Origin of the sequence: Burkholderia sp. Bp8992, from assembly GCF_003853705.1 — a bacterium.
Taxonomy (GTDB): Bacteria; Pseudomonadota; Gammaproteobacteria; order Burkholderiales; family Burkholderiaceae; genus Burkholderia.
The window spans coordinates 131,029-143,450 of sequence record NZ_QTQI01000013.1 but is presented as its reverse complement, the minus strand read 5'-3'; the positions used below and the strand labels follow the sequence as shown (position 1 = coordinate 143,450).

Genomic DNA, 12,422 nt, shown 5'->3' with positions numbered 1-12,422 from the left:
ACGACATGAAGAAACTGCTTTCGACACTCGCGCTGATCGGGGCGACCGCCTGTGCGCTGCTGGCGGCGCCGGCCGTGCGGGCGGAAGGTAATTTTCCGCTCGACCGGGCGCCCGATAACACGGAAAATCTCGTTTCGCTTCAGCACGGCGCGCAATTATTTGTAAACTATTGCCTGAACTGCCACAGCGCGAACCTGATGCGCTACAACCGTCTGACGGATCTGGGCATATCCCAGAAGGAGATCGAAACGAATCTCCTGTTCACGACCGACAAGGTCGGGAACACGATGTCCGTCGCGATGCGGCCCGAAGACGCGAAGAACTGGCTCGGCACCACGCCGCCCGACCTGTCGGTGGAGGAACGCGCGCGCGGCCGCGACTGGCTGTATACGTACCTGCGGAGTTTCTACCGCGACGATACGCGGCCGACCGGCTGGAACAACGCGGTGTTCGAGAACGTCGGCATGCCCCATGTGTTGTGGCAGCTGCAGGGGCAGCGCATTGCCAAATTCGAAGACAAGACGGACGAGGAGACGGGCGAGAAGGTCCACACGCTCGTCGGCTTCCAGCAGGTCACGCCGGGCACGTTGTCGTCGCCCGACTATGATGCTGCGGTCGCCGACCTGGTGGCCTATATGACATGGATGTCCGAGCCGGCCCAGCAGACCCGCAAACGCCTCGGCGTGTGGGTGCTGATCTTTCTCGGTGTCCTGACTTTCCTGGCCTGGCGGCTCAATGCCGCGTACTGGAAAGATATCAAGTAAACACGCCTGACCGGCGTGGGGCCGGCGCAAGGAGGAACCCGTGAAAGGGGTTCCGCCGCGTGCCGGCCCTCGGCTTTTTTGAGGAAACGCAAATATGATGGTTCTGTATTCCGGCACAACTTGCCCGTTCTCCCAGCGTTGCCGGCTGGTGCTGTTCGAGAAGGGCATGGACTTCGAAATCCGCGACGTCGACCTGTTCAACAAGCCGGAAGACATTTCGGTGATGAACCCGTACGGTCAGGTGCCGATCCTGGTCGAGCGCGATCTGATCCTGTACGAATCGAACATCATCAACGAGTACATCGACGAGCGCTTCCCGCATCCGCAGCTGATGCCGGCCGACCCGGTGCAACGCGCACGTGCGCGCCTGTTCCTGCTCAACTTCGAGAAGGAGCTGTTCGTCCACGTCAGCACGCTCGAGAACGAGAAGGGCAAGGCAGCGGAAAAGAATCACGAGAAGGCACGCCTCGCGATCCGCGATCGCCTGACGCAGCTCGCGCCGATCTTCGTGAAGAACAAGTACATGCTCGGCGAAGAGTTCTCGATGCTCGACGTCGCGATCGCTCCGCTGCTGTGGCGCCTGGATCACTACGGCATCGAGCTGTCGAAGAACGCCGCGCCGCTGATGAAGTACGCCGAACGGATCTTCAGCCGTCCGGCCTACATCGAAGCACTGACGCCGTCCGAAAAGGTCATGCGTCGTTAATGTCGCAATGAAGGCATGACGGAGCGGGTGGCGCGGCGTGCCGCACGCCTGCTCCGGGTTCGAGGATTGTGATGCAAGAGATTTCAACGAAGCCTTATCTGCTGCGCGCGTTGTACGAGTGGTGCACCGATAACGGTTACACGCCGCATATCGCGGTGAGAGTCGACAACTCGACGCGCGTGCCGCGTCAGTTCGTGCGTGACGGCGAGATCGTGCTCAACATCAGCTTCGAGGCGACGAGCCAGTTGCAGATGGGCAACGAGTGGATCGAGTTCACGGCCCGGTTCTCCGGGAAGGCGCACAAGATCGAGATTCCGGTGGCCAACGTTCTCGCGATCTACGCGCGCGAGAACGGGCAGGGCATGGCGTTCCAGGTCGATGCGGTCGCTGGCGAAGGCACGGATTCGGGTGCGTTCGACGACGACGCTGCGCAAGCGGAAGACGTGCAGCGCGACGAGCCTTCGACGACGTTGACGCCGGTCGCCGACAGCGGCGCGAACGAGGAACCGTCCGAAGGTGCCGACGAACCGCCGAAAACCGACGGTGATGGCACGAAAGGCGGCAGCAGACCTCGCCTCAAGATCGTGAAATGAGGTAGAATCTCGCGCTTACGCCGGCTTAGCTCATCTGGTAGAGCAGTTGATTTGTAATCATCAGGTGGCGGGTTCGAGTCCTGCAGCCGGCACCATATCCAGCAAGGGGTTACGCGATGTTTGCGTAGCCCCTTCGCGTTTCCAATACCCCCCTCACGTTTCCAATGCGCGTCAGCGAGACGGTTTAACCGGCCGTGCGCCTCGCACGTAACGCGCTGTCATGCCCGGTCCACTGTGACCCGCCAGGCGCTGTCCGGCCTCCAATCCTTCGTCGATCGTCTTGTGCGTCACGCCGCGCGCGCGGAGATCGCGGAACTGAAACTTCGCTTTGTCGATACCGGCCCGCTCGCGTGCCTTGTCGAAGCGCGACCGCAGCTTGCCCTTGGTGAGCGGATAGCCTTCCTCGTCGCGCAGCAGGTAGGGAGAGACGTCGACCTTCGAACCACGCCAGGCCAGCAAGCGTTCGATCAGTGCCGCGAGCTCGCCGGTGATTTGTACCGTAACGAATGCGCCCGTCTTCTGCGTGCGGAAGATGAGGTTGCCGCGCACGATGTTGGAGCGCTGCACGCGCAGGACGTCCGAAGGGCGTTGTGCGCAGAGATCGGCCAGGTCCATCGCGTTGCGTAGCGGCTGGTCGGCCACCGTGTAGACGGCTGCATATAGCTCGTCATCGATGAGGATGGCCTGGCGCCCTGTCTCTTTCTTGCCGCGCACGCCGGCGCATGGGTTCGCGATCGTCATCATGCCCCACAGCCGCCCGCAGTTCAGGACCAGCGACAGCACGGCCTTCGTGCGGTTCGCTGTCACGACGCCGCGTTTCTCTGCCGTTGCTCGCCAGATCGCGGCGACGTCGGCCGGCGTGAGTGTGTCGAGCTCGCGATCGCCGATGACGCCAGCGAGCCTGGAGAGGAACAGGTCGTACATGCGTTGCGTCGCCGCAGACTTCTGCGGCAGCTCGCGGGTGCGGTAAGCCTGCTCGAGCAAGGCGAACGTGTGCCGCGTCGTTTCCGACGACGGCGCACGGGCACCTTCTAACTCGGCCCACCGTTGGAGTGCGACGACGCGATCAGTGCCGAGCGGCTCAAGAATGCGCCGCCCGTCCACCTCGCCGTGATCGTAGTAGTAGCGCAGCGAGCCGTCCGCGTTCTTGCGCGAACGGAAGCGCGGAATTGCACCTGGAGTTTGTGCTTTGCCAGCCATCACACTGCGCCGAGATTCAGCGCCGTGAGACCGGCGGCCTGCGGTGCGCGCACTTGTTTAGATTCGACGATTCCCATTTGCTTGTCGTGGTAAGCGCGTGCGACCAGCACGCGGCCGTGCACGTCGACGACATGCGGCCAACCCTGTCGAGCGAGCCACAGGATTTGGCGCGCGCGTTGCGGCGTGCCGGTCAGTTCGCGCAGTTCTTGTCGGCCGAGATACGCACCGGTGCCGCGCTGCGAGCCGCGACGTGAATATTCTTGCATGGTGATTTTCATTACGGAAGAGGACCACACGCAGCGCAATTGAGGGATTGGGGGATTGCGCGAAATGTGACTCTAACTATCTGATTTTTTTGACTATTTTGTGCCCCTAATTGCCCTCAAATATACGGGGCGCCCCTTCCCAATTGGGGGCCTAAAAAATAGGCAGTGTCCGCAATTGAGGGCAAAACGGGCGCGACTAGGGGCAACGCATTCGTGTCGATTCCTTGCCTCTCTTCGTATTCTTTCTTCTTCTTTTTCAATGAATTAGAGAGAGAAGAGAAAGGGGCGACGGCGGCCGACGCCAAAATCGGACTAGGGGCAAAACCGGCATGAATGGGGGCAAAAGCTATGCGACATGGGGCGGGTGTCTTCTCAACAATCAATGACTTACGATCGAAGAGGCCCGGAATCCCCGAGTTTTCTGCGCTGCATGCCCGTTCCCTGTGGAAAAACCGGTCCGTGCGGCCCCCGTCCCTCAAGGCCAGCGCAGTTGCCCGGCCGTTTCGACTTGCGGGGGGGACGGGGGGCAGCGGAAAGAGCGACGGCCGGGCATTCGCGTGCGCCGATTGCTGCGCGCATCGACGCACGCACCGGAAACCCGAATACAGGGCCGCTACGCGGCCGGAATGAATGAGGGAAGGGGTACGGCCGCACGGCGGCCGCATCGGCCGAGAGCGTGTCACGCTGCGGCCCCTTGCAGTGCATCGGTGGCCAGGTCTTCCCGGATGGATACGTGCAGGCCGAACGCGGCCAGGCGTTCGAGCGAGATCGGCGTGAGGTAGCGCACGCGGCGCGTGTAGATCCGGCGCTCGACCTCCTTGTCGCCGACGATGACGCCGGCGTGCTTGAGCTGCGCCTTGAACACGCGGTCGGATTTCACGGGCAGGCCATTCCACTTGTCGCGCAGCGCGCTCGTGTGGGCGATGTGGTCCATCACGTGGCCGGTGTTGATGAGCAGGCAGAACTCGCCGTCGACGGTATCGAAGGTGTACGGGTGCTTGTAGTTGCCGCAGTCCATTTCGGACAGCGCGGTTTCCATGATCCAGACCCACGGCTCGCGATCGGCGCTCGTCTCGGCGATGTGACCGTTCATTTCGGCGAGTAGGTCGCGCGGGAAGTCTCCTTCGCTCGGGTCCATGCCGGCGAACTCGCACAGGTAGCGCCAGGCGAGCGCGACGGCCGCATAGTTGCCCGCCATCCGCTTCGCGCCGTCGTCCTCGCCGCTCGCGCGGCAATTGGCCAGCGCCTTGTCGCGCAGCGTCGCGTACTGGTCGGACACGGCGCGCTTGTCCAGGCCGGCGAGGAATTCGAGCCACTGTCGAACCGGGAAGCGCGGCAGGTCGTCGGGCATCAGCGGGCCGCGCTTGCCGGTCAGCGTCGTGCGCACGAGCTTGCCGAGCAGGCTGCGCACGGGCACGTCTTCGCCGGCCAGCATCACGGGCGCGCACAACAGGTATTCGGTCATGTCGGTGCCGCGACGTGTCACGGTGTACTGGTAGTTCTCCTGCAGCAGGCCGACCGCCTTGTCGATCACGTCCTGCCGGCGTGCGGACAGCTCTTCCCATCCGACCGGGTGGCTCGTGTGGCTGATGCTGGTCAGCAGGCGGAACTCGGTCTGCAGCGACTGCCCGGAAAACATCGTGAACGCGAGCGAGCGCTCGAGGCGCTTGATGAGCGTCGACTTGCCGGCGCCTTTGTTCGCCTGGATCGTGATGTGCGGCCAGAAACCGAGCAACGCCTTCAGGTGGCCACCGAGCGCCCACACGAGCGGAATCGTCGCGGCGTTCTGCTTGAACGTCGCCTGGTACGCGGCGATCACGCGGCGCGCATCGCTGGCCGGGCCGGTCGGGAAGGTCAGGTTGTGATACGGGCACTGCTTGTCGGCTTCGGTGAAATAGCAGTCCGGCCCCTCGTTGACGATCAGCCGGCCGTCGCGCCAGGCGAGCCCGACGAAGTTTGCCGCTTGGCGCGCGCCCAGGTCGGCGCCGCGCTCGAGGATGTTGACCATCCGCTTGAACGGCGCCGGCGCCCAGATCGGGCCGAACTTGCCCCACTGGTCGACGTTGTGGAGCTGGTCGTCGAGCATGACGCGGCGCACGAGCTGCGCGCCGTGGCGCGGCGCCTGCACTGACACGGCGAAATAGACGGTCGGCGCCTGGTCGGCGTCGCCCGTCATCGTCGACGTCGCGCTCGCCACGGACACGCGGCTGATGCCGGCGATGCGGAAGCCGCACAGATCGATCATGACGGGCGTCTCGACGCCGCTTTCCTCGTTCTTGTCCATCTTCGAGATGTAGCTGGTGAAGTCGGGCCGCACTCGGAACTTGTAGTACTGCGCGAAGTCGTGCGACGGCAGGAAGATGCGCGGCCGGCCGCGACGCGTGGTGTCGCCGGCGAGGCCGGCGATGAGCCACGGCTCGAGCTGGTCGAGTGCGCGCTGCAGATCGGCCGGGCCGCGCAGTTGCAGGTAGTCGTTTACGTCGTTGATCGGCTTGACGGCCTTCTCTCCGTCCGCGAGGTCTGCGAACCAATTCGCTTGGTCGACGAGGACGGCGCTGATGTTCAGCGCCGTGAGCCGTTCGTAGAGCGCCCAGGCAGCTTCCGGTCCAGGGCGGCGGCCGGCGCGCGGGTGGCCGTCCGCGAACGGCTCGTCGTTGTCCAGGCAGATCACGACCTGCTTGCCGCGCAGGAACGTGAAGTCGATGCCGTCGACGTTCGCCAGGCCGCGCAGCGCGAGCGCGGCGGCACCAGGCATCGCGCAGGTGTCGATCGACAGCGCGTTGATCGCGCTTTCGACGATGAACACGCGCTTCGCCTTGTCGAGCCGGCGAGGATCGGCGGTCCAGCCGTAGCCGGCCTTGTCGCCCTGGGTCTGCGTCTTGACGCCGCCGTTGAGCGTCGGATCGACATAGCGCATGTCGACGGCAACGACGCGGCCGTCGCCCGGCGCGCGCGCGATGAACGCAGCGGCCGGGCCGGCGTGACCTACTTCGCCGGCCGCGACCTTCGAGCTGGTCCACGTGTTGAAGCCGAGCGTGCGGGCGGCGATCGCCGCGTCGATCGCGCCGGCGGAAATGCCACGGCCGCCGAGGTATTCGCGTACCTGGTCGCGCTCGGCGAAGCACCGATCGGCGATGTACTCGACGGTCGTTTTTTCGCGGCGCTCGGCCGGCGCCTGCCGATCGAGCGGAATGCCGTACGCGTCGTGGAGGTAGCGCACCGCGTCGGCGACCGTGCCGCCGCGCGCGTGGATGACCAGGTCGATACACGAGCCGCCGACATCGGCGCTATGGTCGCGCCAGCCGGTGCCGTGCTTCGGGTGGTTCACGTAGATCGACAGGGACGGGCTCTTGTCGTCGTGCTGCGGCGAGTGGTACAGCGCGCGGTCGCCGCCGCGGCCGCGCTTCAAGCCGAGGCGATCGGCGAGGTCGTGCAGGTCGATGCGTTGTTTCAGTTCGTCGATCGAAGCCATCGTTATTGCTGTTGCTGTTGGTGCAGGGAGAGGGCGGCAGGGTTGCCGGGTGTCGCAGGGCTGTCGACGAGCGCGCGGAGCGCGCCGGCCGAAGCGGGGAAGGCAAGGGCCAGTCGATCGCCGAGGACGCTGACGAACAGCGCGAGCACCGCGACGCGTTGCAGCCCGCCCGGCTCGTGGTCGAACCGAAGAACGTCGGCGGCCGCCGCGATGGAGGCCGCGAGCGCGGCGTCGTGAGGGGTAGTCGTGTGCGTCATGCTGCGGCGCCTCCGAGGATGTCGTGATGGTTCTGTTGCAGGCGTTGAACGGCGTGCTGCAGCTCATAGCGCGAGGTGATCGCTTGGTCGAGCATGGTGCGCAGGCGCTTGCGGTTGCGTTCGAGATTCGACGTCGCGTTCGCGAGGGCAGCGGTGCGCGTCGCGCCGTGGCCGATGCGGATGCCCGATATCAGGTGCGTGACGACGCATTTTTCGGGGTGGCCGTCGTGCAGGTGCGACTCGGTGTGAATGCCGAACGTGGCGCCGGCATCGTTCGGGATGACGACGTGATCGCCGGCGACGGTGCGCAGGCCGGCCGACGTCAGCAGCTCGTAACGGATGGTGGGTTCATGCATCATGTTCACCACTCCCCTGCGACGCCGCCGAGCGAGTTGAGCACGGCGCAGATTTCCATCTTCAGCAGAACGTGTGCCCAAGTACCGAGTTCGGCCATTCGGACCTCGTCGACCATTTCGAGCAGCCATTTCCGCCTGCCAAGTTTCAGTTCGATCTCCATCGCGTCACCCCCGTGCCGGAACGGACCAGGCCAGCGCCGCGACCAGGACGCACATCGCGGCGGCGCCGATCACGAACGCGATGGGCCGCGCGTGTCGAACGTCGAACAGGCGCAGCACGTCGGCGGCCAGGCAATAGATGCCCGTGAGGGAAAGGGAAAGCATCAGCAGCACGCCGATGCTGAAAACGTAGGGCTTCATGGTGTGGTTCCAAGTGAGTGCGCCGGCGGCCGGCGCGGATGGGTCAGTCGAAGTCGTTCGCGGCGCAGCGTTTCGCGTCGAACGCGGGACGGGGGCGAAGGCGGACCTGTTTGCGCTCCTGCAGTGCGAACGCCGCACACTCGACGACGAGCCGAACCCATGGGGGAGCCAAGTCGGGGTCGCCGACCATGCACAGGTCATTCCAGGCTTTGCGCCAGGCGGCGTCGGAGAGGGGCGTGCGCATCGCTTCAGTGCATCCAGGCGAGCACCGGCGTACCGCGTGCGAGGTCCCACGACACGACGAAACCCAGGGCACGGGCAGAGGCGACGAACACGTCGGCGCGCACATCGGCGGCGGAGATCTTCGTGAGGTACGCGACGCGTTCGTCGTAGGACAGCGAATCAGCGAGTGCGGCGATCGGAGCGGGGATCAGCATTTGCATACGGCCTCCAAGAAATTTCAGGCAAAAGGAGTCCCTCACGCCCGCGGAGCGGGCGCGATGGGTGTTCAGCGAAAAAGCGGGCTAGGGTTTAGGCGTCGATCAGCGAGAGCTGTCGAGGGTCTTGTGGCAGGCGCTTGACCTTGCCGACAGGCAGGTACACCTTCGGGTTCGGACGAAGGCTAGGGGCTACCGTGTGGGTGACGGACATCAGAGCGCGATACGTGTGCGAACACTCGATGTTTTCGCACTGGCAGTAGTACTCACGCGACAGCAGCGAAAGCATGCGGCTGGTACGAATTACGGCGCGGCTGCCGCAGTGGTGGCACTTCAATTTCATCGTGACTTCCTGTCGGAAACTGCCGCGTTAGCTACGGCTGGTGGTTACGGCGTAAAGAGCCCGGTTTCGTCCGGTGAGGCGACGCGCACCGTTGCGCAGTCGTCGCTTCACGAGCCATTCGGCCGCCTGCTGGATCGTCGCAAGACCTTCCTGCAGTCGGACGCGTTCGAGTAGTTCGGCTTCTTGCTCGGTGAATGTGAGTTCGAGTTCGGGCATTGGATCGGCTGCTCTAGGGCTGCTGCTTTCAGCCGTGCTCGTGGGCTACATTGCACGCTGGAATCAGAGCTTCAGCGGCTTCGCGCAAAACCATCTGGCGAATCAGCGTTGCAGCGGCTTCGCCCTGGTAGTTGGCGAGGGCGGTGATGAGGGCGAATTCGTAGTCATCGAAACGCACCATCAGGCGGTTGTCGCGGACACGTTTTGGATCCGGATACATGGTGATCACCTCGGGTTCAGCTTGCGGAAACGTTGCCCGTGGTGTCCTCAAACGAGGACATCTTGGCGAGGTAGAGGGAGAGCCCTTCGAGATAGACGAGACGCGCGAGGCTCGACAGGGAGCGTCGTTCTTGGCGGCCGAGCTGCTCGAGCTGGGCACGCTCTGCGGGAAGCAGGCGCAGCGAAACGGTCTTGCTGGACATGACGCCCGGCGGCGCACGCCGCGGGCCTTTGTGGGTAGTCATGGCGGGTATACTCAATTTCGATAGTGCTTCACTAGGGATAGGTGAAGTATAAGTTCCAATTATTTGGAATTCAACATGTTTGTGGGAAATAAATGGGTATTGGAGCGCGACTGAAGGAGGAGCGCATGCGTATCGGCTTGAGCCAAGCCGAGATCGCTGCGCTCGGTGGGCTATCGAACAAGACCCAACTCGGCTACGAATCAGACGTGCGTTCGCCCGACGCGAACTACCTGGCAGCGCTCGCCAAGGTCGGCGTCGACGTGCTGTACGTCATCACCGGCGAGCGTTCCGTTCAATCAGCGTTGCCGCAGGACGTCGCGGACATCGTCGACAGCGTTCTGCAACTGAACGATATCGGCCGTACCGCCATACAGGGCGCCATCAACGGCTATTTGCATGTTGGCGAAATGACCTTGTCTGGCGAACCCTCGAAGCGGATTCCGCGCGTCGCGGCGAATCGCATGGCGAAGCTGGATGCCTTCGTCGAAGATGAGGTGAAAGCCGCGCAGGCCGACGTTGAGCGGACCAAACGGCAACGCGCGTCGCGCAAGCGCAGCGAATCCGGTCAGGACTGACGCAGGGATTCTGCGGCGCGTTTGAGCGCCTCCATTGCGGTTTCTACATCAGCCAGGACGTCGACCGCATCGAACGCGGTCGGCGCATTTCCTGGGTTCCCGTGCAGTGCCGTGAGATCACGATCGAAGCGGGCCACGAGCGCGCATAGTCGCTCGCCGAATGCGGTGAGGCGAAACCCATCCTTCCCTGCACGTCGCTCCATCAGTGGCTGGCCTAGCACCCGCTCGAGCTCCGCGATCTTCTGGCTCAGCGTCGAGCGGTGCACGCCGATCGCACGGGCCGCTTCCGTGATGCTGCGGTATTGAGCGGCGCCGACGAAAGCTTTCAGTAGATTCCAGTTGAATTGTGGCGGCTGGGGTGAGGCTTTCATAGGAGTGCGCAGGGATCAGCATTGCGCAATCTATCAGTGTGTGGCCGCTCTTGCTCGGCGGGCACATGGATGCTGGCAAACGTGGGCTTTTACCCACCTTGCGACGGGCTTTTTCCCACGTTTTCAAACTGTAAAAAAAGGTCGAAAATAGGGCACGTTACTTGATGCGTGAATGCCGTTTCACGTTGTAACGTCTCCGACAATAGCCGAAGAGGTAGCAGTAGTGCGTAACACGAAGCAAGACCAACAGGACACAATTGAAACCACGATCGACGGGGCCATCGATCGCTGCACGGAAGCAACGCTCGTCGCGCAATGTGCGCGTTTCCGTGAACCGGGCGAGACGAAGCGCAAGGGAGTACCTGGGCGAACCCTGTCGCCGGCCGAACATGCTGACCTCGTGCAGCTCGTTACCAGCTCGCTGGCAAGTCTGTCGGTCATCCGCCGCATGTTGATCCAGTAGCTTCACGTCCCATCCGAGGTGTCGATCTCCGGCACCTCGCTCGCCTTGACCTCTAGATCGAGGTCCGATGTAAATCCGCCGTTACCATCGATCGAATGTGTAGCGCGCGCAATGATCCAGTTGCAATCATCAATGACACGTTTGTAACCGCGCACGGTTACAGGTAATTCAGTCATCAGCTCGGGGCGGCCGAGCGCCAGCACAATGCTGAACTCTGCAACGCCGCGCTGCAACTTCTCCCATTCCGCTTTCGCCGCGCGCGTCGCGTTCGCCTTGTTCGCGTACGTATGCCGCAGCGTCTTCACGTTCTCGGCCGTGCCGAACAGCACATCGCCGCTCTTGTCGATCGGCTTCTTCTTCGCTGTCGTGCGACGCCGGCGCCGCTTCACGGTGGTCGACTGTTTCTTCGCGGTGCGCGTGTTCAGGTAGAACGCCTGCACGCCGGAATACGTGTCCCGATCGGCGACGCCGAACTCGTGGCGATCGCCGACGTCGCGCGTGATCGTGACGGCGGGCAGCGGCTTGCCGCTCGCGGTCGTCGCCTCGCCGGCCTTGATGAACAGCAGCAGCCCGTTTTTCACGGTGGCGATCGCGTCGAACATCTTCGCCAGGCGCGACAGCAGATTGGCATCCGACTCGGCCGTCTGGTCGATGTGGTCGACGAGCTGCCCGTCGAGCGCCTTGCTGATACGCGCCTCGACCTTGTTCTGACTGGCGATCGCGCGCACGATCGCGCCGACCGTCTGCCGGTGCCAGGACCGTTCCTTCTTGATCGACAGGCCCGCGCGCAGATCCACGCTGCGCGCACGGATGGTCAGCACGTCCGGCGTGCCGGAGTGCCGCACCTCGTCGACCATGAATTCGCCCTTGTCGATCAGGCCGTTCGCCGCGCCCGCCCAGCCGATCGACAGCTTCAGCGTGACGCCGCGACTCGGGATCTCGAGCGCGCCGTCTGAGTCGTCGAGGCTGATATCGAGCTGGTCCGCTTCGAAGCCGCGGTTGTCCTGCAGCGTCAGCGAGATCAGCCGGCCGTCGAACTTCTTCGTGATGTTCTTGCCGTTGAGCGTGATCGAGTAGATCGCACGCGGTACGCGATCGTCGGCGATCACGACCTTCTGCACCAGGTCGGCGCCAGGGATGTCCGACAGGTTCATAGCGAGATTGCCCCCTTGATGGCGTCGGTCACGATGCCGAGCATGTCGAGATCGTCGTTGCGCGTCAGGGCAATGGTGAACTCGACGCGCCGCGCGGTGCCGTCGTCGAAAAACAGCGTGCGCGTCGTGTCGATGTTGTCGATCGTGAACATGCCATAGATGTGGCCGGTGCCCTCGATCAGCGGCCAGGCGGTGTGCTGGTCGGCCATCGCCTCGATGACGGCAAGCGAAAGGTCGCCGCCCGTCAGCTCGGGCAGCAGCACGCCGGAGAGGCTGATGGTTTCGTCGTCCTCGCCGACGTACTGTCGCGCGGGCTTTTTGCCGACACGGTTGTTGCTCGCGAAGCGCCAGCCGCGCCGGCGCTTCAGCTCCTGGTAGGGCAGGGTCGACAGGCTGAACACGAACAGCCCGAGCGCCATCATCAT

21 protein-coding genes and 1 tRNA gene are annotated in these 12,422 nt (G+C 63.7%); 6 read left to right on the top strand and 16 right to left on the bottom strand.

What is annotated here, in order from left to right; translation table 11 throughout:
- Positions 1–5 precede the first annotated feature (5 nt).
- The 4 genes from DIE03_RS20300 (at position 6) to DIE03_RS20285 (ending at position 2,158) form a co-directional block, all read left to right on the top strand.
- Positions 6–764 carry a cytochrome c1 gene (locus DIE03_RS20300; protein ID WP_124453391.1) on the top strand — a complete coding sequence of 253 codons (759 nt, stop codon included), beginning with the start codon at positions 6–8 and terminating at the stop codon, positions 762–764.
- A gap of 94 nt (positions 765–858) precedes the next feature.
- Positions 859–1,470: a glutathione S-transferase N-terminal domain-containing protein gene (locus DIE03_RS20295; protein ID WP_006400565.1), complete on the top strand. Its 612-nt coding sequence runs from the start codon at positions 859–861 to the stop codon at positions 1,468–1,470.
- Between the two features lie 71 nt (positions 1,471–1,541).
- Positions 1,542–2,063: a ClpXP protease specificity-enhancing factor gene (locus DIE03_RS20290; protein WP_124453389.1), complete on the top strand. Its 522-nt coding sequence runs from the start codon at positions 1,542–1,544 to the stop codon at positions 2,061–2,063.
- A 19-nt stretch (positions 2,064–2,082) separates the two neighbouring features.
- Positions 2,083–2,158: transfer RNA gene (locus tag DIE03_RS20285), tRNA-Thr, on the top strand.
- Positions 2,159–2,234: 76 nt separating this feature from the next.
- Here the strand turns inward: DIE03_RS20285 and DIE03_RS20280 are convergent.
- From DIE03_RS20280 to DIE03_RS20220, 13 genes are all read right to left on the bottom strand, one after another.
- Positions 2,235–3,263, bottom strand: coding sequence for a tyrosine-type recombinase/integrase (locus DIE03_RS20280; RefSeq protein WP_124453387.1), 1,029 nt, complete (start codon positions 3,261–3,263; stop codon positions 2,235–2,237).
- Positions 3,263–3,529, bottom strand: a complete 267-nt coding sequence (locus DIE03_RS20275) for a DUF4224 domain-containing protein (protein WP_027809265.1) — start codon at positions 3,527–3,529, stop codon at positions 3,263–3,265. Before DIE03_RS20275 ends, DIE03_RS20280 begins: the two co-directional genes overlap by 1 nt.
- A 679-nt stretch (positions 3,530–4,208) precedes the next feature.
- Positions 4,209–7,001 carry a toprim domain-containing protein gene (locus DIE03_RS20265; RefSeq protein ID WP_124453385.1) on the bottom strand — a complete coding sequence of 931 codons (2,793 nt, stop codon included), beginning with the start codon at positions 6,999–7,001 and terminating at the stop codon, positions 4,209–4,211.
- 2 nt (positions 7,002–7,003) lie between these two features.
- On the bottom strand, positions 7,004–7,258 hold the full coding sequence (locus tag DIE03_RS20260; RefSeq protein WP_124453383.1) for a hypothetical protein: 255 nt from the start codon (positions 7,256–7,258) through the stop codon (positions 7,004–7,006).
- Positions 7,255–7,617 carry a hypothetical protein gene (locus DIE03_RS20255; RefSeq protein ID WP_124453381.1) on the bottom strand — a complete coding sequence of 121 codons (363 nt, stop codon included), beginning with the start codon at positions 7,615–7,617 and terminating at the stop codon, positions 7,255–7,257. The genes DIE03_RS20260 and DIE03_RS20255 overlap by 4 nt, the downstream gene beginning before the upstream one ends.
- A 2-nt stretch (positions 7,618–7,619) precedes the next feature.
- On the bottom strand, positions 7,620–7,775 hold the full coding sequence (locus tag DIE03_RS38345) for a hypothetical protein (protein WP_185658187.1): 156 nt from the start codon (positions 7,773–7,775) through the stop codon (positions 7,620–7,622).
- A 4-nt stretch (positions 7,776–7,779) separates the two neighbouring features.
- Positions 7,780–7,974, bottom strand: coding sequence for a hypothetical protein (locus DIE03_RS20250; RefSeq protein ID WP_124453379.1), 195 nt, complete (start codon positions 7,972–7,974; stop codon positions 7,780–7,782).
- 43 nt (positions 7,975–8,017) lie between these two features.
- On the bottom strand, positions 8,018–8,218 hold the full coding sequence (locus tag DIE03_RS20245) for a hypothetical protein (RefSeq protein WP_124453377.1): 201 nt from the start codon (positions 8,216–8,218) through the stop codon (positions 8,018–8,020).
- A 4-nt stretch (positions 8,219–8,222) separates the two neighbouring features.
- The gene (locus DIE03_RS20240; RefSeq protein WP_124453375.1) at positions 8,223–8,417 is read right to left on the bottom strand and encodes a hypothetical protein; all 195 of its coding nucleotides are present in this window, start codon (positions 8,415–8,417) and stop codon (positions 8,223–8,225) included.
- Positions 8,418–8,505: 88 nt separating this feature from the next.
- On the bottom strand, positions 8,506–8,754 hold the full coding sequence (locus DIE03_RS20235; protein WP_124453373.1) for an ogr/Delta-like zinc finger family protein: 249 nt from the start codon (positions 8,752–8,754) through the stop codon (positions 8,506–8,508).
- A 27-nt stretch (positions 8,755–8,781) separates the two neighbouring features.
- Positions 8,782–8,970 carry a hypothetical protein gene (locus tag DIE03_RS20230; RefSeq protein WP_124453371.1) on the bottom strand — a complete coding sequence of 63 codons (189 nt, stop codon included), beginning with the start codon at positions 8,968–8,970 and terminating at the stop codon, positions 8,782–8,784.
- Between the two features lie 28 nt (positions 8,971–8,998).
- Positions 8,999–9,190 carry a hypothetical protein gene (locus DIE03_RS20225; RefSeq protein ID WP_124453369.1) on the bottom strand — a complete coding sequence of 64 codons (192 nt, stop codon included), beginning with the start codon at positions 9,188–9,190 and terminating at the stop codon, positions 8,999–9,001.
- Positions 9,191–9,206: 16 nt separating this feature from the next.
- Positions 9,207–9,434 carry a hypothetical protein gene (locus DIE03_RS20220; protein ID WP_260434924.1) on the bottom strand — a complete coding sequence of 76 codons (228 nt, stop codon included), beginning with the start codon at positions 9,432–9,434 and terminating at the stop codon, positions 9,207–9,209.
- Between the two features lie 92 nt (positions 9,435–9,526).
- Between DIE03_RS20220 and DIE03_RS20215 the strand changes: the two genes are divergently transcribed.
- Positions 9,527–10,009: a helix-turn-helix domain-containing protein gene (locus DIE03_RS20215; protein ID WP_124453367.1), complete on the top strand. Its 483-nt coding sequence runs from the start codon at positions 9,527–9,529 to the stop codon at positions 10,007–10,009.
- Here the strand turns inward: DIE03_RS20215 and DIE03_RS20210 are convergent.
- On the bottom strand, positions 10,000–10,380 hold the full coding sequence (locus DIE03_RS20210) for a LysR family transcriptional regulator (RefSeq protein WP_124453365.1): 381 nt from the start codon (positions 10,378–10,380) through the stop codon (positions 10,000–10,002). The genes DIE03_RS20215 and DIE03_RS20210 overlap by 10 nt on opposite strands.
- Before the next feature lie 223 nt (positions 10,381–10,603).
- Here DIE03_RS20210 and DIE03_RS20205 point away from each other — a divergent pair, with 223 nt between their 5' ends.
- On the top strand, positions 10,604–10,843 hold the full coding sequence (locus tag DIE03_RS20205) for a hypothetical protein (RefSeq protein WP_124453363.1): 240 nt from the start codon (positions 10,604–10,606) through the stop codon (positions 10,841–10,843).
- Positions 10,844–10,845: 2 nt separating this feature from the next.
- Here DIE03_RS20205 and DIE03_RS20200 read toward each other — a convergent pair whose 3' ends face one another.
- Positions 10,846–11,997 (bottom strand): phage late control D family protein, encoded by a 1,152-nt coding sequence (locus tag DIE03_RS20200; RefSeq protein ID WP_124453361.1) that lies wholly within the window; start codon positions 11,995–11,997, stop codon positions 10,846–10,848.
- Positions 11,994–12,422 (bottom strand): phage tail protein, encoded by a 429-nt coding sequence (locus DIE03_RS20195; RefSeq protein WP_124453359.1) that lies wholly within the window; start codon positions 12,420–12,422, stop codon positions 11,994–11,996. The genes DIE03_RS20200 and DIE03_RS20195 overlap by 4 nt, the downstream gene beginning before the upstream one ends.

Coding starts and splice junctions, on each gene's coding strand:
- DIE03_RS20300 (WP_124453391.1), top strand. CDS start 6: ATGAAGAAACTGCTTTCGACACTCGCGCTGATCGGGGCGACCGCCTGT.
- DIE03_RS20295 (WP_006400565.1), top strand. CDS start 859: ATGATGGTTCTGTATTCCGGCACAACTTGCCCGTTCTCCCAGCGTTGC.
- DIE03_RS20290 (WP_124453389.1), top strand. CDS start 1,542: ATGCAAGAGATTTCAACGAAGCCTTATCTGCTGCGCGCGTTGTACGAG.
- DIE03_RS20280 (WP_124453387.1), bottom strand. CDS start 3,263: ATGGCTGGCAAAGCACAAACTCCAGGTGCAATTCCGCGCTTCCGTTCG.
- DIE03_RS20275 (WP_027809265.1), bottom strand. CDS start 3,529: ATGCAAGAATATTCACGTCGCGGCTCGCAGCGCGGCACCGGTGCGTAT.
- DIE03_RS20265 (WP_124453385.1), bottom strand. CDS start 7,001: ATGGCTTCGATCGACGAACTGAAACAACGCATCGACCTGCACGACCTC.
- DIE03_RS20260 (WP_124453383.1), bottom strand. CDS start 7,258: ATGACGCACACGACTACCCCTCACGACGCCGCGCTCGCGGCCTCCATC.
- DIE03_RS20255 (WP_124453381.1), bottom strand. CDS start 7,617: ATGATGCATGAACCCACCATCCGTTACGAGCTGCTGACGTCGGCCGGC.
- DIE03_RS38345 (WP_185658187.1), bottom strand. CDS start 7,775: ATGGAGATCGAACTGAAACTTGGCAGGCGGAAATGGCTGCTCGAAATG.
- DIE03_RS20250 (WP_124453379.1), bottom strand. CDS start 7,974: ATGAAGCCCTACGTTTTCAGCATCGGCGTGCTGCTGATGCTTTCCCTT.
- DIE03_RS20245 (WP_124453377.1), bottom strand. CDS start 8,218: ATGCGCACGCCCCTCTCCGACGCCGCCTGGCGCAAAGCCTGGAATGAC.
- DIE03_RS20240 (WP_124453375.1), bottom strand. CDS start 8,417: ATGCAAATGCTGATCCCCGCTCCGATCGCCGCACTCGCTGATTCGCTG.
- DIE03_RS20235 (WP_124453373.1), bottom strand. CDS start 8,754: ATGAAATTGAAGTGCCACCACTGCGGCAGCCGCGCCGTAATTCGTACC.
- DIE03_RS20230 (WP_124453371.1), bottom strand. CDS start 8,970: ATGCCCGAACTCGAACTCACATTCACCGAGCAAGAAGCCGAACTACTC.
- DIE03_RS20225 (WP_124453369.1), bottom strand. CDS start 9,190: ATGTATCCGGATCCAAAACGTGTCCGCGACAACCGCCTGATGGTGCGT.
- DIE03_RS20220 (WP_260434924.1), bottom strand. CDS start 9,434: ATGACTACCCACAAAGGCCCGCGGCGTGCGCCGCCGGGCGTCATGTCC.
- DIE03_RS20215 (WP_124453367.1), top strand. CDS start 9,527: ATGGGTATTGGAGCGCGACTGAAGGAGGAGCGCATGCGTATCGGCTTG.
- DIE03_RS20210 (WP_124453365.1), bottom strand. CDS start 10,380: ATGAAAGCCTCACCCCAGCCGCCACAATTCAACTGGAATCTACTGAAA.
- DIE03_RS20200 (WP_124453361.1), bottom strand. CDS start 11,997: ATGAACCTGTCGGACATCCCTGGCGCCGACCTGGTGCAGAAGGTCGTG.
- DIE03_RS20195 (WP_124453359.1), bottom strand. CDS start 12,422: ATGATGATGGCGCTCGGGCTGTTCGTGTTCAGCCTGTCGACCCTGCCC.